This is a genomic window from Streptomyces sp. NBC_01241 (assembly GCF_041435435.1).
Lineage (GTDB): Bacteria > Actinomycetota > Actinomycetes > Streptomycetales > Streptomycetaceae > Streptomyces.
Genome location: NZ_CP108494.1, coordinates 6,524,304 through 6,540,007, shown reverse-complemented (window position 1 = coordinate 6,540,007; position 15,704 = coordinate 6,524,304). Strand labels below are relative to the sequence as shown.

The window sequence follows — 15,704 nt, the reverse complement described above, 5'->3', positions numbered from 1 at the left end:
GCATCGCGAGCATCCCGGGCCACGGCTGCGATGTCGGCCCGGCTGGGCTCAGATGGCAGAGCCAGGCGAGGTAGCGCAACAGGAGGCAGCTCCACATAGTGCTCAATAGTGGTGACCAACCTCCATGCAATCTTGCCGAATGCGACAGCCTGGTCACGTTGGAGTTGAGTCGTTGCCCGAAGGCTTCGGAAATGGGCAGCGCTGGGCACGGTCGGGTGCGGGTGGCCAGCCGCGAAGAATGTGGCTGGCACCCCCAATGCCATAGCCAACTGCGCAACCACCGCAGTCGACGGCCGGCTCTGGCCCAGCTCGTACTGACTAACCGCCGCTGGCGTGAGCGCAACCTTCTTGGCGAGCTCGTTCTTGCGGAGTCCTCGAAGCTGACGGGCCGTCGTCAGGGCTTCAGGTTCGAAGGAGCGGGAGGCGAGCTCAGCGCCTCTCGAGCCTCGCAGCGGTGTCGGCATGATCTCTCAGTCTGTCTTCTCGCGCTTTTCACGCGGCTCTTCGGTACGCCGCCGCAGCGGCAGCTCGTGCTCGTCCAGGTCGCTGTAAGCAGGCGCCTTCGAAGCCTCCTCGGCAGTGCTCTCGTCGATGCTCGGCTCCGGCAGCTTCCGGTCCAGGCCCGTGCTGACTTCTTGGGGCGACCCTTCCTGAGCGACCATGACGTCTTCGGCCGAACGGGGAGCCGGAAGGCCAACCTGGAGATCGTTGTGGATCTCGACCGTGCCATCAAGCCAAGGCGACCCGCCCTCGCGGTTATCTCGCGGTAGCCCCACCTCAATGACACAGTTGCCCGTCTCGGGGTCGCCCATGTGCATGACCCGCACGTGGCCCTGCCGAACGGCCTCAGCGAAGCTTTCAGCCCAGTCCGGGTCTTGATCGAAGGTCAGCTGGCCCTTCACCGCACTGTTCGCTACCGCACCCCTGAGACGCGCAGCGCTACCGTCCCAGCTCAGCTGCTCCAGCTTGTCCCGCACCTTGCCAGGTGCAGCCAGAGGAAACTTATAGATCCTCAGGACCCACGGGCCAGAGATGACCTCGATCGCTCCGCCGGCGACCTTTCGGACCGGAATACCTGCTTGGTTGAGCCTCTGGAAGGAGAGGTTGGCGACGTTCCGCCATACCAGTTGGGCAAAGGTGCCGTTGTCATCCCCATGCGACGGGTCATGACGGTCGGCGTTGGTCGCGTACACCTCGCGCGCGACATCCCGGATGATTTCCAGCGCACCCGCCTGCCGGAGATCGCTCACTGCCTGCTGCAGAGTGATTTCCACGCGCCGACGATAGCAGAACCCACCCATATCTGCGTGAAAATCAAGTAGACGGGTCCCCTGTACGTCATTCCGCAAGCACGTACGCGAATCTGGAGGCTCGCCAGGTTGGTCGTGGGGAACCACTGCCAGCGGTCGGCGGGCCTTGATCTTGGTTGTTCAGCCGCCCCATTCCAGACGCACGGGTTCCCGAGCAGCGGCTAGGGCGCCGTCTAGGTCGGCCAGTCGTTCGGCAAGTGTGGTGGTAGCGAGTCGAGGCGGGAGGGCGGCTGAGAACTTGAGGCCGCGTACGGCACGTGGGTCGACGGTGGGCAGGGTGAGGGAGTCGGGGAGTTCGGCGCGGGCGGTCTTCCAGTCGTCGGGCGCAAGGTCTTGGCGCAGCCGGACGTGGGTGTCCGTCGGGCGCTGAATGGGGTCTGCGAAGTTGCCGAGGGAGGCTGCGAGAGTGGCGTTGGCGCGGTAGCCGGCCCAGGTCCACCAGCGTGTGGCGTCCGCGTCGCGGACCAGGAGGGTGCCTGCCGGGTGTACTTCGTGGGGTGCGCGGTCCATACGAAGTTCGGCGAGGGCGGCGCTTGCGCGGCGGGTGAGGCGGACGTCCGGGTCGGTACCGAGGAGAACATCGCGCATGGCCCGGGTGAGGTCGTAGGAGAGGCCGCGGGCTTCGCTTCCCTGCCATTTGGCGATGCCGCCGTCTTCGACGGGTTCGACAAATGCGCGGCGTCGGGCCCAGTCGATGAAGGTGACCTGCCAGCTGCGGCCTGCCAAAAGCAGGCGGCGCGGGCCTGGGCGTTCCTCGGTGAGGACGGCGGGGTCGGTGGTGCCGATCTCGGTGCGTCCGGCGAGCACGGTGAACTCGGGCGGTGCAGTGAAGGAGGCGGTCAGCTCCATGAAGTGCCGTCGGCCGAAGTGCTTCTCGGCTTCGGCGCCGATAAACAGCATGCCGCCGTCGCTGTCGAGGAAGCCGCCTTCGACGAGGTGGGACAGGAGAGGGGCAGCGGAGCGGTCAAACGGAGCGAGGCCGTTCCATTGTTCGGGCCACAAGCGATCGCCAAGGCGGTGTTCCTGCAGAGTAACGGCGAGGAGTTGCTGTGCGACGAGGTGGCGAGGCGAAGGGGGTGGGGTGACGGGTTCGACCCAGCCGCGGGTCCACAGGGTCAGTAGGCCGGCGGCTTGGAGGAGGGCATCGGGCCGGGTGGCGAGGAACAGGCAGTTGCGGGAGGTTCCGGTGCGACGGCCTGTGCGGCCGATGCGCTGCAGGAAAGAGGCCACGGTGCTGGGCGAGTCGATCTGGATTACGCGGTCGAGGTCGCCGACGTCGATGCCGAGTTCGAGGGTTGAGGTGGAGACGATGACGCAGTCGCGTGCTTCGGCGAATGCCTGCTCGGAGCGGGCGCGTTCGTCGGTGGAGAGGGAGGCGTGGGAGAGAAACACGGTGACGTCGCGGGCTCGTAGTGCCGCGCCGAGCTCCTCGACCTGCTTGCGGGAGTCACAGAAGACGAGCCGCTTTTCGCCCTGGTGCAGGGCAGAGATCACCTTGGCAGCGTTGGCGAGAGATCCAACGTAGTCAAGTTCCACCTCTCCTGCGGGGCGCGGGAGACCTTGGGTTTCGGTTGCAGCAGCGCTGGCCGCTGGCAGGGTGACGCCGGGGGCGACGACTCGACCGGGGCGGTCGGCGGGGCTTGCGCCCTGGAGCCAGGTGAGCAGGGTTTCGGGATTACCGACAGTGGCGGAGAGGCCGATGCGCTGGATCCGGTGGCCGGCCAGTCGCTCCAGGCGTTCGAGTACGGCGAGCAGGTGCCAGCCGCGGTCGTCCCCGGCGAAGGCATGCACCTCGTCGACGACGACGGCACGCACCCGACCCAGCATGTGCGAGTGGTCGGTCTTGACGCTGATGAGCATCGCTTCGAGGGACTCGGGAGTGGTGAGCAGGAAGTCGGGGGACTCGGTGCGGATGCGCCGGCGTACGGACTCGGGGGTGTCGCCATGCCAGAGGGCAGCTCGGCATCCCAACCACTGGGCGTAGGTGTCGACCCGGTGCACCAGGTTGTTGAGGAGCGCCTTGAGCGGGGCCAGGTAGAGGACGGAGGTGCCGGTCCAGCGTTTCTCCCGCATTGCGGACAGCATGGGGAAGGTGGCGGCCTCCGTCTTCCCACCTGCGGTCGGCGCGAGCAGGATCGCGTCCTCACCGTCCATCAGCGGGTGCACGGCCGCCTTTTGCAGGGGGCGTAGATCGGGCCACCCGAGCGTGTTGACGATGTGGTGCAGGACGACCGGGTCGAGGCGTTCCACTGGGTCGGTGCCGCGCGTCTGCTCCTGCACGTCTGTAACTCCTGCACTGATCCGTCAGAGTCGGGTCTTCGGAGAATTGGACTTCAGATCTCAAGGTCGAGATCGTCCGCAGAGGCGGCTGGCGCGGGCGCGGCGAAGTTCCGTTCGGTGGCGGTGAGATCGCCGCTCGCCACTGTCAGCTTGTAGTGCGTGCGCGGGTCGAAGTCAGCGAACTGGTCGATCCGGTCGAGCACGTCCCCGACCAGCTTCTTCAGGTACAGCCGTGGTGCTACTCCGACCTTTCCGCCGAGAGCCCCACCCACTGCCCGCGCCAGGTCCGTGAGGTACGCGTCGTCCGCGAGCTGCTTGATCCGGTCGGGAGACTGGGAACCTTCCGCGTACAGGTCACGGATGGTGGCACCTAGACTGGTCAGTGATTCCTCGGTGAATCCGGGCAGCCGGATCTGGACAGCCCGAGGGTTATCGAAGCGGGGATCGGTCGTGAAGTCGGTGGCAAGGCGCTGGGCGAGCGGCGCGAGTCGCTGTACGCCCTGCTGTCCGTCGTAAAAGGCGGGCGTGCCGGTGATGACGAGGTACAGGCCCGAGAAGCGGCCGGAGTGGACCTCGTCGATGAGCTGCCGGAGCGCGTTGAGTGCCTTGTCGCGGGCATCGGAGCGAACCCGTTGCAGAGTCTCCACTTCGTCCAGGACGAGGACGAGTCCGGCGTGCCCAGCGTCCCGGAGCACAGTGAGCAGGCCCTGCAGGAAGCCGAAGGCGCCGAAGTGGTCAAGGTCGCCGCGGACGCCTGCGCTGCGCCTGGCGGCTGCGGCGACGTGTGGCTGGCCCCCGAGCCAGGCCATGACCGCGGCGGCGGTGGCCTCGTCTCCGGCGTCCAGGGACTGCTTGTATCCACGCAGGGCGGTGGCGAACGCGGGTGCGTGCCGGGAGACCTCGGTGAGGCGGGCGGTGAGCAGCCTCTCCACGGCCTGCGGCAGCTCGTTCTCGCTCGCGCCGTCGGCGAGTGCATCCTCTTCCAGTGCGTAGAACCAGGCGTCGGCGACCGGCCGCAGGGCGCTGGGCGGGAAGCTCGCGGTGGTCAGGCGCTCGGTGAGTCGCCGGTAGACGGTCTCCAGCTTGTGCAGCGGGGTCTCGGTCTCCGACACCTGTACCTCAGCTACGGCAAAGGTGCGTCGTTTGGCGCGTTCGCCGAGCCAGCGGGTAAAGAAAGTCTTGCCGGATCCGTACTCACCGCGCACGGCCTTGAACACCGAGCCGCCGGCAGCAACAGTCTCCAGTTCCTCGTCGACTGCCTGCTCGAAGCGGCCGAGGCCGGTGGCGAGCAGGTCGAGGCCGCTCTCAGGGACGGCGCCGCGCCGTAGCGCGTCCACCACGGCGCGCCGCCTCACGGCGCCGACCGGGGTGGCCCCGGATGCTGAAGATCCAAACGCGTTCACCCGAACAGTCTCCCATCCTGCCGCCCACCTGGCCGGACACCAATGCGGACGCCAGGCCGCCAGCGCGCGGACCGGGCGGGACGGGAGACCGGCCCGCCCGATGCAGGCGCACTGCGCCGGTTCACAGCCCGAACTGCTCGATCAGCTGGGCGCGGTGCAGGCGAAGGGTGCGGTTGTCAGGGAGGATCTCCAGGATCTGGGCCCCGTCGTAATTGAGGAGCTGGGCGAGGGTCGCTGCGAAGCCGGGTGCACGGGTGGCGGGCTGGCCCGCTCGCTCGGCAAGAGCGGTCATCGGCAGGGTGCCGGCCTCGACAAGCGCGACCAGCGCCTTTGGGAGGACGGTCTTGTCGCGTGGCTTACGGGCGAGGAGGTCCAGCTGTGCCTGGTACAACTCGGTGGCCATGAGCCGCTCGACCAGGGCAACAGCAGGGTCTTCGGACTGCTTGGAGGAGGGTGCGGCCTCGGGCGCGGCCGCCGACTCGGCGGGTTCCTCCGCTACGGGGGGTGCCACCTCGTCCTCGCTGAACAAACTGATGGCGCCCTCGGGGGCGGGCGGGGCGGCCTTCCTGGTCTGCTTCCGGCGCGAGCTCGCCACGGCTGCGTCGGGCACGGCACCTGCGTCCGCTTCGTTCTTGGCGCCGGCCTCGACGACGCCACCGCCCTCGGCGTCCTCCGTCCACCAGGAGGGTGTCGGGTCGCCCAGCTCCCGCCATCCGATCGGCGGCTCGGCGCCGAAGGGAAGCAGGGCGAGGAGCGGGATGGTGAACTCGGCGAGGGTCGCCCCGCCGTGGTAACCCGCCTTGAGCGCGGTGTACCGGGTGTCGTGGTCCCGCAGCGCGATGATCCGCGATCCGGGCTCCGGCCAGACCACCCGAGGTCCGGACAGCTCGATCTCGGCCGGAGCAACGGATCCACCCGGAGTGCGGTGGCGGGCCGAGCCGATCGTGCCGTCAGCCGCGTCGAGCTTGGTGCCGCGCCGCTCGACTACATGGCCGTGGTCGGAGGTGAGCAGCACGGTCATGCCATGCGCGCGGGCAGCCCGCAGCAATGGTTCCAGACCGCCGATCTCCTTGGCCTGCCACGCGCCGTCGCCGAGTTTCTGCTCCTTGCCGAGGCGGTCGTCGACCGTGTTGAGTACGACCGCGACATGGGTGCGCTCGTCGGCGAGGGCTTCGGTGAGAGCGGTAGAGAAGGGCGAGCCGGTGTCGGGGCCGCGCAGGTCATCCTTGTGGAAGACGACCGCCGGAGCCCCGTTCCAGCAGGAGTGCTGGGGGAAGAGCCGCTTCTCGTCGCTCTGGTCGCCCTTCATCAGGGTGCCCGCGAACAACGAGGTTCGGGATACGGCCGTGAGGGTGGGCAGCGCGGCAGCCACGGCGCGCCGGACGGGCGCTCCGGTCGCAGCGGGCAGCGGGTCGAACTCGGCCCACTGTCTACGCAGTTCTTCACCTAGCTCCGCTGCTATCGCCGCGCTCATCCCGTCCACGAGGAGGAACAGCACCCGTCGGCCGGGGCTGGCCACGACGGGTGCGACGACGCGGTCCAGCAAGCTCTCCACGGTGAGCATGGTGCCGGGAGCGGTGCCATCCGCGGTCCACACCGCGAGCCGCTCGGAGAATGCCCGGTCCAGTTCGCGGCGCTTGTCCCGCGCCTGCGCGCCGATCCGGCTGTATGCGTCGGCGAGTATGTCATCCGGGTCGCCGCCCGCTTCGAGGTGTTCCAAGGCCCGGTCCACCCAGCCGAGTTCACAGATCTGGCGTGCGGTGCCCTCAGCGACCGAGGCGATGTCGGCCTCAGGCGAGCCGGCAAGCCACTGCCGCAAGCGCGCCGCCATCCTCACCCGCTCGATGCGCGCCCGGGTGGCGCCGTCGGCGGCCAGAGCGTGGTCAGCCAGCGCGGTGACGGCAGCGGTGATCGTGTCGGTGCCGCCGTCGGCAAGGGCACGACCAGCCGCAGTGAAGCGAGCGTCGAGTCCGGCCGAGAGCAGCGGGCTGACAGTCGCGGCAGCCTGTGCCCCGAACTGTGCCACGAGCTGTGCGGCCCGAGTCAGGACCGGGTCGGCGAGCCGGTGCTCGCCTCGGTCGACAAGACCGCGGACGAACGCCTCGCCGCTGGATCCGAAAGAGGCCAGGAGTCTGTCGAGGTCGTCGCCCTGCGCGGGAGGCTGTTCGCCAAGCCACCGCTCAGCGCGCCCACGCGCCCGATACAAGTCGTGGTCGGCCTCCGCGTGCCCCCACAAGGCGGCGCAGACGACCGCGTATGCGGCTGCGTCTGCCCCATGTTCGGCGTTCACCAGGGCGGTGATGATCTTTCCGGTGGAGCCGCCCTGTTCGGGTTCGGCAAGGAAGCGGGCCAGGCCGGCCCGTTCCGGTCCGCGCAGGTCACGCAGGAGGTCGGGGCCGCCAGGGGTGAGGGCCCATCGGAACAGTGCGACGGGGTCGATGCGGTCTCCGTCGTCGTGTGCGGCCGGCCCGCCCAGCGCATCCGTGTCGTGACGGCCGGTCCTGAGACGGCGCCTGGCCAGCCGGGTTAGTGCCTCGTCTCGGGAGAGCACTCCCTTACCCAACGAGGGCCAGCCGCGGGTGGCTGCCGCGTCCAGGAGGGCTTCGGCTGCCCAGGTCTCGCTGCGCAGTCGCCCGTCGAGGCCGCGTGCGTCGAACGCCTCCTGCACGACCTCCCAGTTGTCAACGGACCGGATTCTGCCGCCGTAGACGCGGGCGAGCAGCCCGGGGTCGAGGTCGGTGTCCTCGCGGTCGGTGAGGACGACCAGGACCTTGGGGTCGGGGGGAGTTGTCGCGTCGAGGTGGCCCAGGATCTGCTCGTGTACGGCCAATACCGAGGGCCCGACGGCCACGCGCGCCCGCAGACCGCCCGCTGCCTGTTGCACAGCGGGCCCATCCCAGGCCGGATCGGCCCGCAGCAGCAGGACGCGGACCGTGCCGTCGCCGAGCCGGCTGCGGGCGGCAAGGTACTGACGGACAGTCCCCGCCGGCAGCCGGGCGAGACCGATAGACGCGGACGCTGTAGTGACGGCGTCGGACATCAGTCGACAACCTTCCAGACGACCTCGACCGTGGCGTTGGGGTTCTCGGCCGCGAGCGCCGCGATCTCCGCCTGCAGCTCGGCGGCAGCCCTCGCGGCGGTGGTCCGCCCGCCGCCGGAGCGGACAAGGGACCGAGACGGCGTGCGAGGCCCCGGCTGCGCCACAGGCTCCGGCAGCACCTGCGGGTGAGCGGAGCCGCCGATCAGGTCCACACCGTCCGAGCTCGGCGATGGAGTGGCGGGGGTTTGGGGCTGCTCGGCCGTGGTCTGTCGGGACCTCAGCAGAGACAACACCTCCCGGCCACCCGCATTGAGTACGCCAGGCAGGTCGGGGTAGTCCCCCGGATCGCCGGCGGCAGCGTCCCGTACGCGTTCCAGGACGGCCGCGCCTCCCGCATCGAGAGTGTCGGCCAGGCCCAGCTGATCCCAGCTGGTGTTCTGCAGCGCGGTGGCAACCTTCCCGGCGCTCTTGAGGGACATGGCGTAGCGGTGTGCGGTGAAGTCGCCGAAGTCGAAGCGTGCGAGCCGGTCAACGACGGTCTTGGCGTCTATGCCGACCTCGGTCACCGACTTCACCAGCTCCTGCGCCCGCCGGGCGAGGACGAGGCGGGGCGAGTCGTCGTCGAGGCGCAGGAAGGAACGGTGCTTCTCCAGTTCTCCGACGAGCCGTCCTGCGTCCTGGGCGAGCACGGCGGCGGCCTGCTTGATCTGTCCGGCGAACTGGTTGACGATCCGCCCGCGACGCAGTTGCGGCGCCCGGTCCCCGAGCACGGTCTCGTGCCGCTTGCGCGCCTCGGCCCAGTCTTCCTCACTGGGCAGCGCCTGCTCGCGCAGGGCATAGTCCCGCTTCAGCTCATGCGGTGCGGGCGCCGGTTCAACGGGGACACCGCCGCGTACCCACACCCGGTCGGTCATCTCCGCGTAGGCGGCGGCGAGCAGCCGGCGAAGCGGCTCGGACAGTCCGCGCGGCTCGGGAAGGTCGCTCCAGTCGGAGAGCTTGACCAGAGTCGGCTCGGCGGCTCCGTCCCGGCGGGCCTGGCTGGTGAAGTGGTCAGGCCAGGTGGTGGACTGCCGGTAGTACGCCTCCCGCATGGTGCCGAGCCCGAGGCCGCCCGCGATCCGCGCCATGGTCTTGCGGTCTTTGCCATCGACCTCGACCTGTCCGTCGCGGTCCTCGGCGGCCTTGCGCACGTACTCGAAGACGGCCCTGATCTCGGCAGGCTTCACAGGCTTGCCGGCGCCATCGGGGTCCAGGTCGGGGTGGGCGGGGTACTGGTGGACAAGCAACCTGCCGGCCAGATCGCGGGCAGCAGCGTCCAGCGCTGCACCGAGCGGAAGCCGAAGCTCGGGCACATCCTGCTGGGCGACCAGGTGGGTGTCGAAGCCGAGATCGACGACCCCTTCCTGCTTTTGCGCGAGCCCGTACGCCTGCCGCAGCGCCTGGGTGACGCGCTCGGTGAGGATGTTGCGCTGCGACTGCAGCATGCTCTTGGCGCGCGCCTTGTCGTCAGCGTTGAGGCTGCGTGCGAATTCGGAGTCAAAGCGTGCCTCGTCGGCGAGGGCCTTGTCGATGACGACGAGACGCTCGAAATCACTGCGGGAGGCGTCGGTCAGGTGTGTGGGCAGCCAGGCCAGGGTGCGCGAGTCGCCGCCCGGCTTCTCCCGCAGAGCACGCAGCCGCTGCAGGTCGTCCATCGGACCGAACTCGCCCTCGTCATAAGGGAAATCGACGACGAGCCGCCAGGCGTCGTCCTGGCTGGGCCGCAAGGTCGCCTCGGACAGCGAGTCGACGTCGGCGACGTGGCCGAAGACCACCTCGATCTGTCGTTCGGTGCCCTTCCACACAAGGTCGAGCACGTCATATGCGTCGAAGCCCCCGGGCCCGTCGCCAACCCCGAGCGCGTCCTTGAGCAGGCTGCGCATCTTGGCACGCCGGTTGCCCAGGTTGTTGTGGACCTGGGCGTTGGCGAGGACGGCGTCCAGGTCGACGCCGGTGAGCTCCAGACGGACCACCGCCCCCGGCCCGGTACCGGCGACTTTGATCTCGGGGAAGGTCGCCGCCCACTCCTTCACCTTCTGCTCGAGCCGGCCGACCTCGGTGCCCGCGATGCGGGTGGTGATGGAACCGTGGTTGAGGGCGTGCAGCCTCGCCAAAGTGAGGTCGGCGAGCGCGGGCACGCTGGGCGCGAGTGCCGACAGCAAGAGGGTCTGCAGGAGTCGGCTGTCGCCGGTGAAGTCGCGGCAACGGGCCGCGAGCTGTGGGTCGCCCAGGCTCTCGGGAGAGCGTCGGTACGCCTCGACCTGGTCGTCGGTAACCTGGTTGGTCTTCAGCAGGTACGGGCGCAGCTTGTCCCGGTACAGCTTGTCGGCAGCCTCGAAGTGGACGTTGGTCTCCCCGCTGAACGCCTTGTCGCCGCCGCCCGCGATCGCCGGATACAGATCGCCGAGCGGCACGAGCTGTCCGAGCCGCCAGTCGTCACGGTGGTCGACGAGCAGCTGACTCATCAGCTTCAGGCCGGTGCGGGAGCGCTGCAGCGCGGCGGAGATGTGCACCAGAGTGTCCATGAACGCTGGCGGGAACGGGTACGTCCGCCTAAAAGCGTCCTCGTCCGCGCCGGTGGTGGACTTGTCGTGGCCCAGCAGGGTGTCCCACACGTCCGGGCCAAGCTTCTTGGCTTCGGCGAACGCGGCGTCCACCTTCGCCTCGGCCCCCGGCACGGGCTTGAGCAGGCGAGCCTGCGCGATCTGAGGAAGGTTGCGGTCCTCCAGGACGATCTCGTCGTAACGCCCGCCGTTGAGTTTCAAGGTGTCCTGCACTGCCGCCTCGGCGGCACCCGACATCTCCTCACCGACCAGCTCGCGCAGATCGCGCTGACGGGCGATGAACGACACAACCGGAATGGCACGCCGCTCGTCACCGCCCTCCACGAAGTTCGTCACCTTGCTGGATTCCCTGCCCAGCACCTTCTGGTCGTGGATGAGAGTGGCAAGCCACAGGATCAGCTCGTCCATGAACAGGATGAGCCCGTCGTAGCCCAGCGCCTTGGCGTGCGCCGCGATGACGCTGAGCCCCCTGTCGAGGGAGATGAAGCCGCTGATGTCCTCGGAAGCATTACGCGCGAAGGCGGGGAACAGCGTTCTTGTGAGGTCCTGCACGAGGCGGGCACGCAGGTCCCTCGGCGTGGAGGGGTTATCCAGATCGAGGCTCTTGGTGTTCTCGTGCTCCTCCACCGCGTCCATGGCCTCGTCGAGAAGGCTGCTGGTCCAGGTGAAAGAATCACCCCATTCGTCCTCCTGGCCACCGGCATCGGCGAGCTGCGCGATCACCCAGTCGTCGCCGTTACGGCGGCGCTGCTCAGCGAAGTCCTCAAAGATCCCGTCGGTCCGGTAGACCTGCGGCAGCGGGCAGTCCGGATGCAGCTTGCGTACGTGCTCCACGTACTTGCCGAGCACCCGCTGCTCCAGGGACTTGGAACCCAGCATGTGGTACGGCACCAGCAGGAACTTCCGGTCGTCCGCATCCAACCAGGAGTGCCGGGCCCGCACCGGGTCGAGCTCACTGCGCTCCCGCGCAGCCTGGTTCCCCGACAGCAGCGCGTAAAGCACCGCCATGAAGTGCGACTTACCGGAACCGAACGAACCGTGCAGATATGCCGCCTTCGACGAGTGACTGTCGAGCGCCGACTTGATCAGGTCCAGGGCTTCGTCGAAGTTACCCAGCAGCCGGTCGGTGACGACGTAGTCCTTCAGGGCCGCCTCAGCCCCCTCGGCGGTGACCGCCTCGTTCAGCTTCAGCACGAAGTCGGAGGTGGACACCGACTCCGGGATGTCGATCAGCTCCCGCAGAAGCGGCCGGTCCTCGGGGCGAGAGTTGTTCCTGCTCATGAACGCCATGGTATTTAAGCTCCTCGCCCTGATCAGTCGGACTCTGCGCCGGTGACGGCATCGGTGACGTTGTCCGTGACGGACATCTGGACGGCGGCCCTCGCGCCCGTTCGCTTCTTGGGCGCGGCTGACTTCTTCGCGCCTCCGCGGGTGGCCGCAGCTGGGCGCCAGGCCCGCAGCGCGTCGTCGGTCAGCCCGAGCTCGTCCTGCTTCTGCTGCCGGAATGCCACGATCTCGGCGGCTGGCGATGCCCCGAACTCCGGGTCGTACTCGCCATGCCACTGCTCCAGCCAGGGCTGCAGCTCAAGCAGCCCGGCCAGGTATGGCACGAGGTCGTCCTCGCCGAGCCCGGCCTGCTGAATGTGGGAGGCGAGCGCGAGAGCCTGCTCCAAGTGGTCCCAGCCGGCCCACCCGTACAGCTCTGGCGACTGTGCGTTGGCCGTGCCGTACGAGACGAACCGCTCCTTGGGTACATCGAGCTTGCCGCGCGCACGCCAGTAGCTCGGCTTCAGGAAGTCTGCCGCGGTGTACTTCGGCGGCACGGGCGTCCGCTCACGGACCTTCCGCTTGGCAAGCTCGTCCGGCGCGGCGTCCTCCTCGCGCTGGAGGTCCCACACATGCTCCCAGTCCGCCCGCTTCTTCAGCGCGGCGGGCTTGTAGCGGAGCGCGGCAACGAACGGCACATGCTCCTCTGACAGCAGCTCACGGACCGTCTTGGCGAGATCCTGCTGGGGGGCGTAGAGATCGGCAACAGACGTGAAGTCCTCGTCCGCGGAGAGCGCTTCAGCGAGGCGGCCGAGAGTGATGACGGTCGGGTTGCCGTTGGCGTCAAACCAATACGCACGATCCTCGATCCGGTCGAGCAGCCAGGTCCTCAACGCCTTCTGCCGCATCGCGGCCCAACCCTCGGTCGCCCAACGCCTCTTGTACTCGGGGCGCTCTACCATGCCGATGGCTCGGTTGGACTCGATGGCGTCGATGCGCTTCTGGACGAGGGCGCGATAGTCGGCGGGCCAGTGGTCGGGGATCTCTCGGATCTGCTCTGATCCGTGCCGGTTGAACCACTCCTCGCTGGCCTCGCCGGCTTCGACACGGCGCGCGAGCACGATCTCGAAGGCGCGCTCACCGAGGGCAAGGTCGGGCACCGCATCGGGGTCAGAGAGACGCAGGTCTTCGGAGTGCAGGTTGTAGAGGGAGTAGACCTGCCAGTCCAGCTCCTCCTGGAGGGCGATCATGCGGGCGCGGAGGGAGGCGTGACGACTTTCGGCTTCGCGGAGGGCGGAGGCAGTGGGGGTTGTCTTGGCTGCGAGGGCGGCAGGGGTGACGGCGGAGAGCTGCTGAGCGAGGGTGTCGAGGGCGGTGGCGAGTGCGGTGGGGTACTCGGCGGGAAGAGGAAATTCCTGGAGCTTGGTGCCGGTGAACTCGTAAAAGCGCTCCCAGACCTGCGACTTGTAGCCCTCGTTTACACCCTGGCTACCCTTGTCGTGACTAACCATTTTGAGCCAGAAACCAGCCGTGGAGCTATTGAGCAACCCGAGCAGCCGCACATACTCCTCCTCGCTCGCCCCCTTGTTGAGCGCGACGACGGGAGCGGTGCGGATGAATACGCGCCGCGCGCGGTTCAGTGCAAAGTGATTGTGTGTAGCAACGAAGGGGAAAGCGATCGTGAACTTCGGCCTATACCTGTTCTTGAAGAACATGGAGTACTCAAACCAGGCAAGCCCACGCTCCAGTTGCGACTTGCCGAAGGCGACGCGGTCGATGAGATAACGACGGGACGGCCACAGGAAGCGTCTCAATTCCGGCGATGCCGTCGCCTTGAGAGTCTTCTCGTCATATGGCCACGCTGAGGTCGCCGCTCCGCTGATGGTGAAATCGCGGACGGAGCCACCGTCCACAAGCTGGCGTGCTTCGTTGTCCGTGACGCCTGAACGGCGCAAGGCTCCAGCACCAACCATGAACGCGTCGTCCTCGCGCGTTACTGCACCAGCGCCAATTTCCTGAGCAACTGATCGGAGCTGGGCACGCGATCCCGAGTTCAGCGTCTCAACCATCTCAAGTCCGCCATCAGCCAGGATCCACGGCTGCTTGCCGAAATACCGATCCCGCTCCAGATCGTCCACTGAAACCCACTGTCCCGCACTCCCCGGTCGGTCGATCAGCTCGACGATCGCCTGCCACACCAGCCCCTCGGCTTCCTTCCCCTCCTCCGGCGCCGAAGGCTCCCCCTGCACGCTCCGCACCGTGCGGATCGTCGCCTGCCGCTTTACGCCCTCCCTAGGTCGCCCGATGAGAATCACCGTCGGCGTCCCATGCCCCGGGATGACCGCCCCTGAGGTGTCGATGACCTCCGTCAGCTCGACCTTGTGCGCGAAGTACTCCTCGATGAGCTTGGTACCGAATTCACGCTTCATGAAGGAGTTCGCTGTGATCTGACCGACCATGCCGTAGCCGTGCCCATCCGCCCCACCCTGCTTGGCGAGTTCGAAGAACCGCTGGGCGAAGGGAACGGACAGTGCGTACGTCCCCGCGCACGCGCTGTATAGCTCTCGGTACAGCTGGTTGAGCTGCTTGTCCTTGACCGTGATGTACGGAGGATTACCCACTACTACGTGGTAGCGCCCCTGGTCCAGGATCCCGGGGTACTCGTCCACGTCCTCCGTGGCGTATGAGAACTGAGCGAGCGGGTCACCGGCCGCGCCGCCCTCGTCCTCAAAGCCAAGCCCCAGTTGAAGCTCCAGCTGACGATCCTTGATGAGGGAGTCGCCCACAGCGAGCTGGATCGGCCACTCGTAGTGCTGGGCCTCCTCGAAAGTCCGCATGCCGCTTGCGGCCATCGCCGCAACCAGGAGCCGGAAGCGGGCGATCGCAATCGCGAAAGGGTTGAGGTCCACTCCGTGCACCGAGTCGAGGGCGGCTCGCACCCGCTCGTACGAGCCCACCTCTGGACGCTGCTCCGCCCACATCCGTACCAGCCGTCGGAACGCTTCGAGCACGAAGTGACCGGACCCGCAGGTCGGGTCGATCATCTTCAGTTCCTCGAACCCGAACTCCCGTACCGCCGGGGTCATCGTCCGGTCGAGGATGAACTCCTCCACGAACTCCGGCGTCTGCAGCAGCGCGTACGTCTTGCGGGCCGCCTCGCTAAGGTCCTGGTACAGATCGCCTAGGAACCGGGTGTTCCAGCCCTCAGTGCCAGCCTCTCTCAGCGGGTCGCTGAAGTCATGCACAAGCACCGGGCCGTCGGCTTCATTCTCGCTGGCGCGCTGCTCCCTCCAGAACGCGAGCAGCGCGCCGGCCCCGTCGTGCGAAAGCGGGATCTGGTAGAGCGGGTTGTGGTCGCGGTCGAAGAGCAGCCGGCCAGCCTGCCCGGAGCCCAGCTCTGCGAACGCCGTCTCCAGCCAGCCTCGGTACGTCGGGTCGGCGTCCTTCTCCAGGTACTCCTCGTACCGCGCCTGCGCGGTCTCGCGCCCAGCCACATCCGGGGCGGTGATGTAGGGCTCGGCGATCAGCCGGTTGTCCTCGCTGAAGCGGACGAAGACGGTGCCGAGGACCCAGGCCACCGCAACCTGGGTGATCCGCTCCCCGAGCCAGGCGTTCCACGTCGCTGCCGTACGGCCCAGCTTCCGGGCCTGCTCATACTCACCGCGCAGCCGCGTCCCTACCTCGGGGACAGCTTTGACCTGCTGCTCAAGGTCGGTCTCTGCCGCCTTGACCTGCTTCTGCAGGTCGGCGAGGAGGCTCTTGCGGTCGATCACGGAACGGCTCCTGTGGAGAAATCGGAGAG

Annotated in this window: 6 protein-coding genes and 1 pseudogene; all 7 read right to left on the bottom strand. The window is 67.9% G+C overall.

Features of this window, described 5'->3' with window-relative positions; all coding sequences use genetic code 11:
• Positions 1-248 precede the first annotated feature (248 nt).
• Positions 249-464 (bottom strand): annotated as a pseudogene (locus tag OG306_RS29335) (helix-turn-helix domain-containing protein); the annotation flags it as partial.
• 6 nt (positions 465-470) lie between these two features.
• Complete coding sequence (locus tag OG306_RS29330; RefSeq protein WP_371665724.1) at positions 471-1,274, bottom strand: hypothetical protein; 804 nt, start codon at positions 1,272-1,274, stop codon at positions 471-473.
• A gap of 156 nt (positions 1,275-1,430) precedes the next feature.
• Positions 1,431-3,590 carry a DEAD/DEAH box helicase gene (locus OG306_RS29325; protein WP_371665723.1) on the bottom strand — a complete coding sequence of 720 codons (2,160 nt, stop codon included), beginning with the start codon at positions 3,588-3,590 and terminating at the stop codon, positions 1,431-1,433.
• 53 nt (positions 3,591-3,643) lie between these two features.
• Positions 3,644-4,993: a BREX system ATP-binding protein BrxD gene (gene brxD, locus OG306_RS29320; RefSeq protein WP_371665722.1), complete on the bottom strand. Its 1,350-nt coding sequence runs from the start codon at positions 4,991-4,993 to the stop codon at positions 3,644-3,646.
• Between the two features lie 121 nt (positions 4,994-5,114).
• Complete coding sequence (gene pglZ / locus OG306_RS29315) at positions 5,115-8,033, bottom strand: BREX-2 system phosphatase PglZ (RefSeq protein ID WP_371665721.1); 2,919 nt, start codon at positions 8,031-8,033, stop codon at positions 5,115-5,117.
• A complete protein-coding gene (gene pglY / locus OG306_RS29310; protein ID WP_371665720.1) occupies positions 8,033-11,926 on the bottom strand; it encodes a BREX-2 system ATPase PglY in 3,894 nt (1,297 codons plus the stop codon). Before pglY ends, pglZ begins: the two co-directional genes overlap by 1 nt.
• Positions 11,927-11,949: 23 nt before the next feature.
• Positions 11,950-15,675 carry a BREX-2 system adenine-specific DNA-methyltransferase PglX gene (pglX, locus tag OG306_RS29305; RefSeq protein WP_371665719.1) on the bottom strand — a complete coding sequence of 1,242 codons (3,726 nt, stop codon included), beginning with the start codon at positions 15,673-15,675 and terminating at the stop codon, positions 11,950-11,952.
• Positions 15,676-15,704: the final 29 nt, after the last annotated feature.

Bases quoted from the DNA above. Each gene is read 5' to 3' on its own strand.
- pglZ (WP_371665721.1), bottom strand. From the start codon at position 8,033: ATGTCCGACGCCGTCACTACAGCGTCCGCGTCTATCGGTCTCGCCCGG.
- pglY (WP_371665720.1), bottom strand. From the start codon at position 11,926: ATGGCGTTCATGAGCAGGAACAACTCTCGCCCCGAGGACCGGCCGCTT.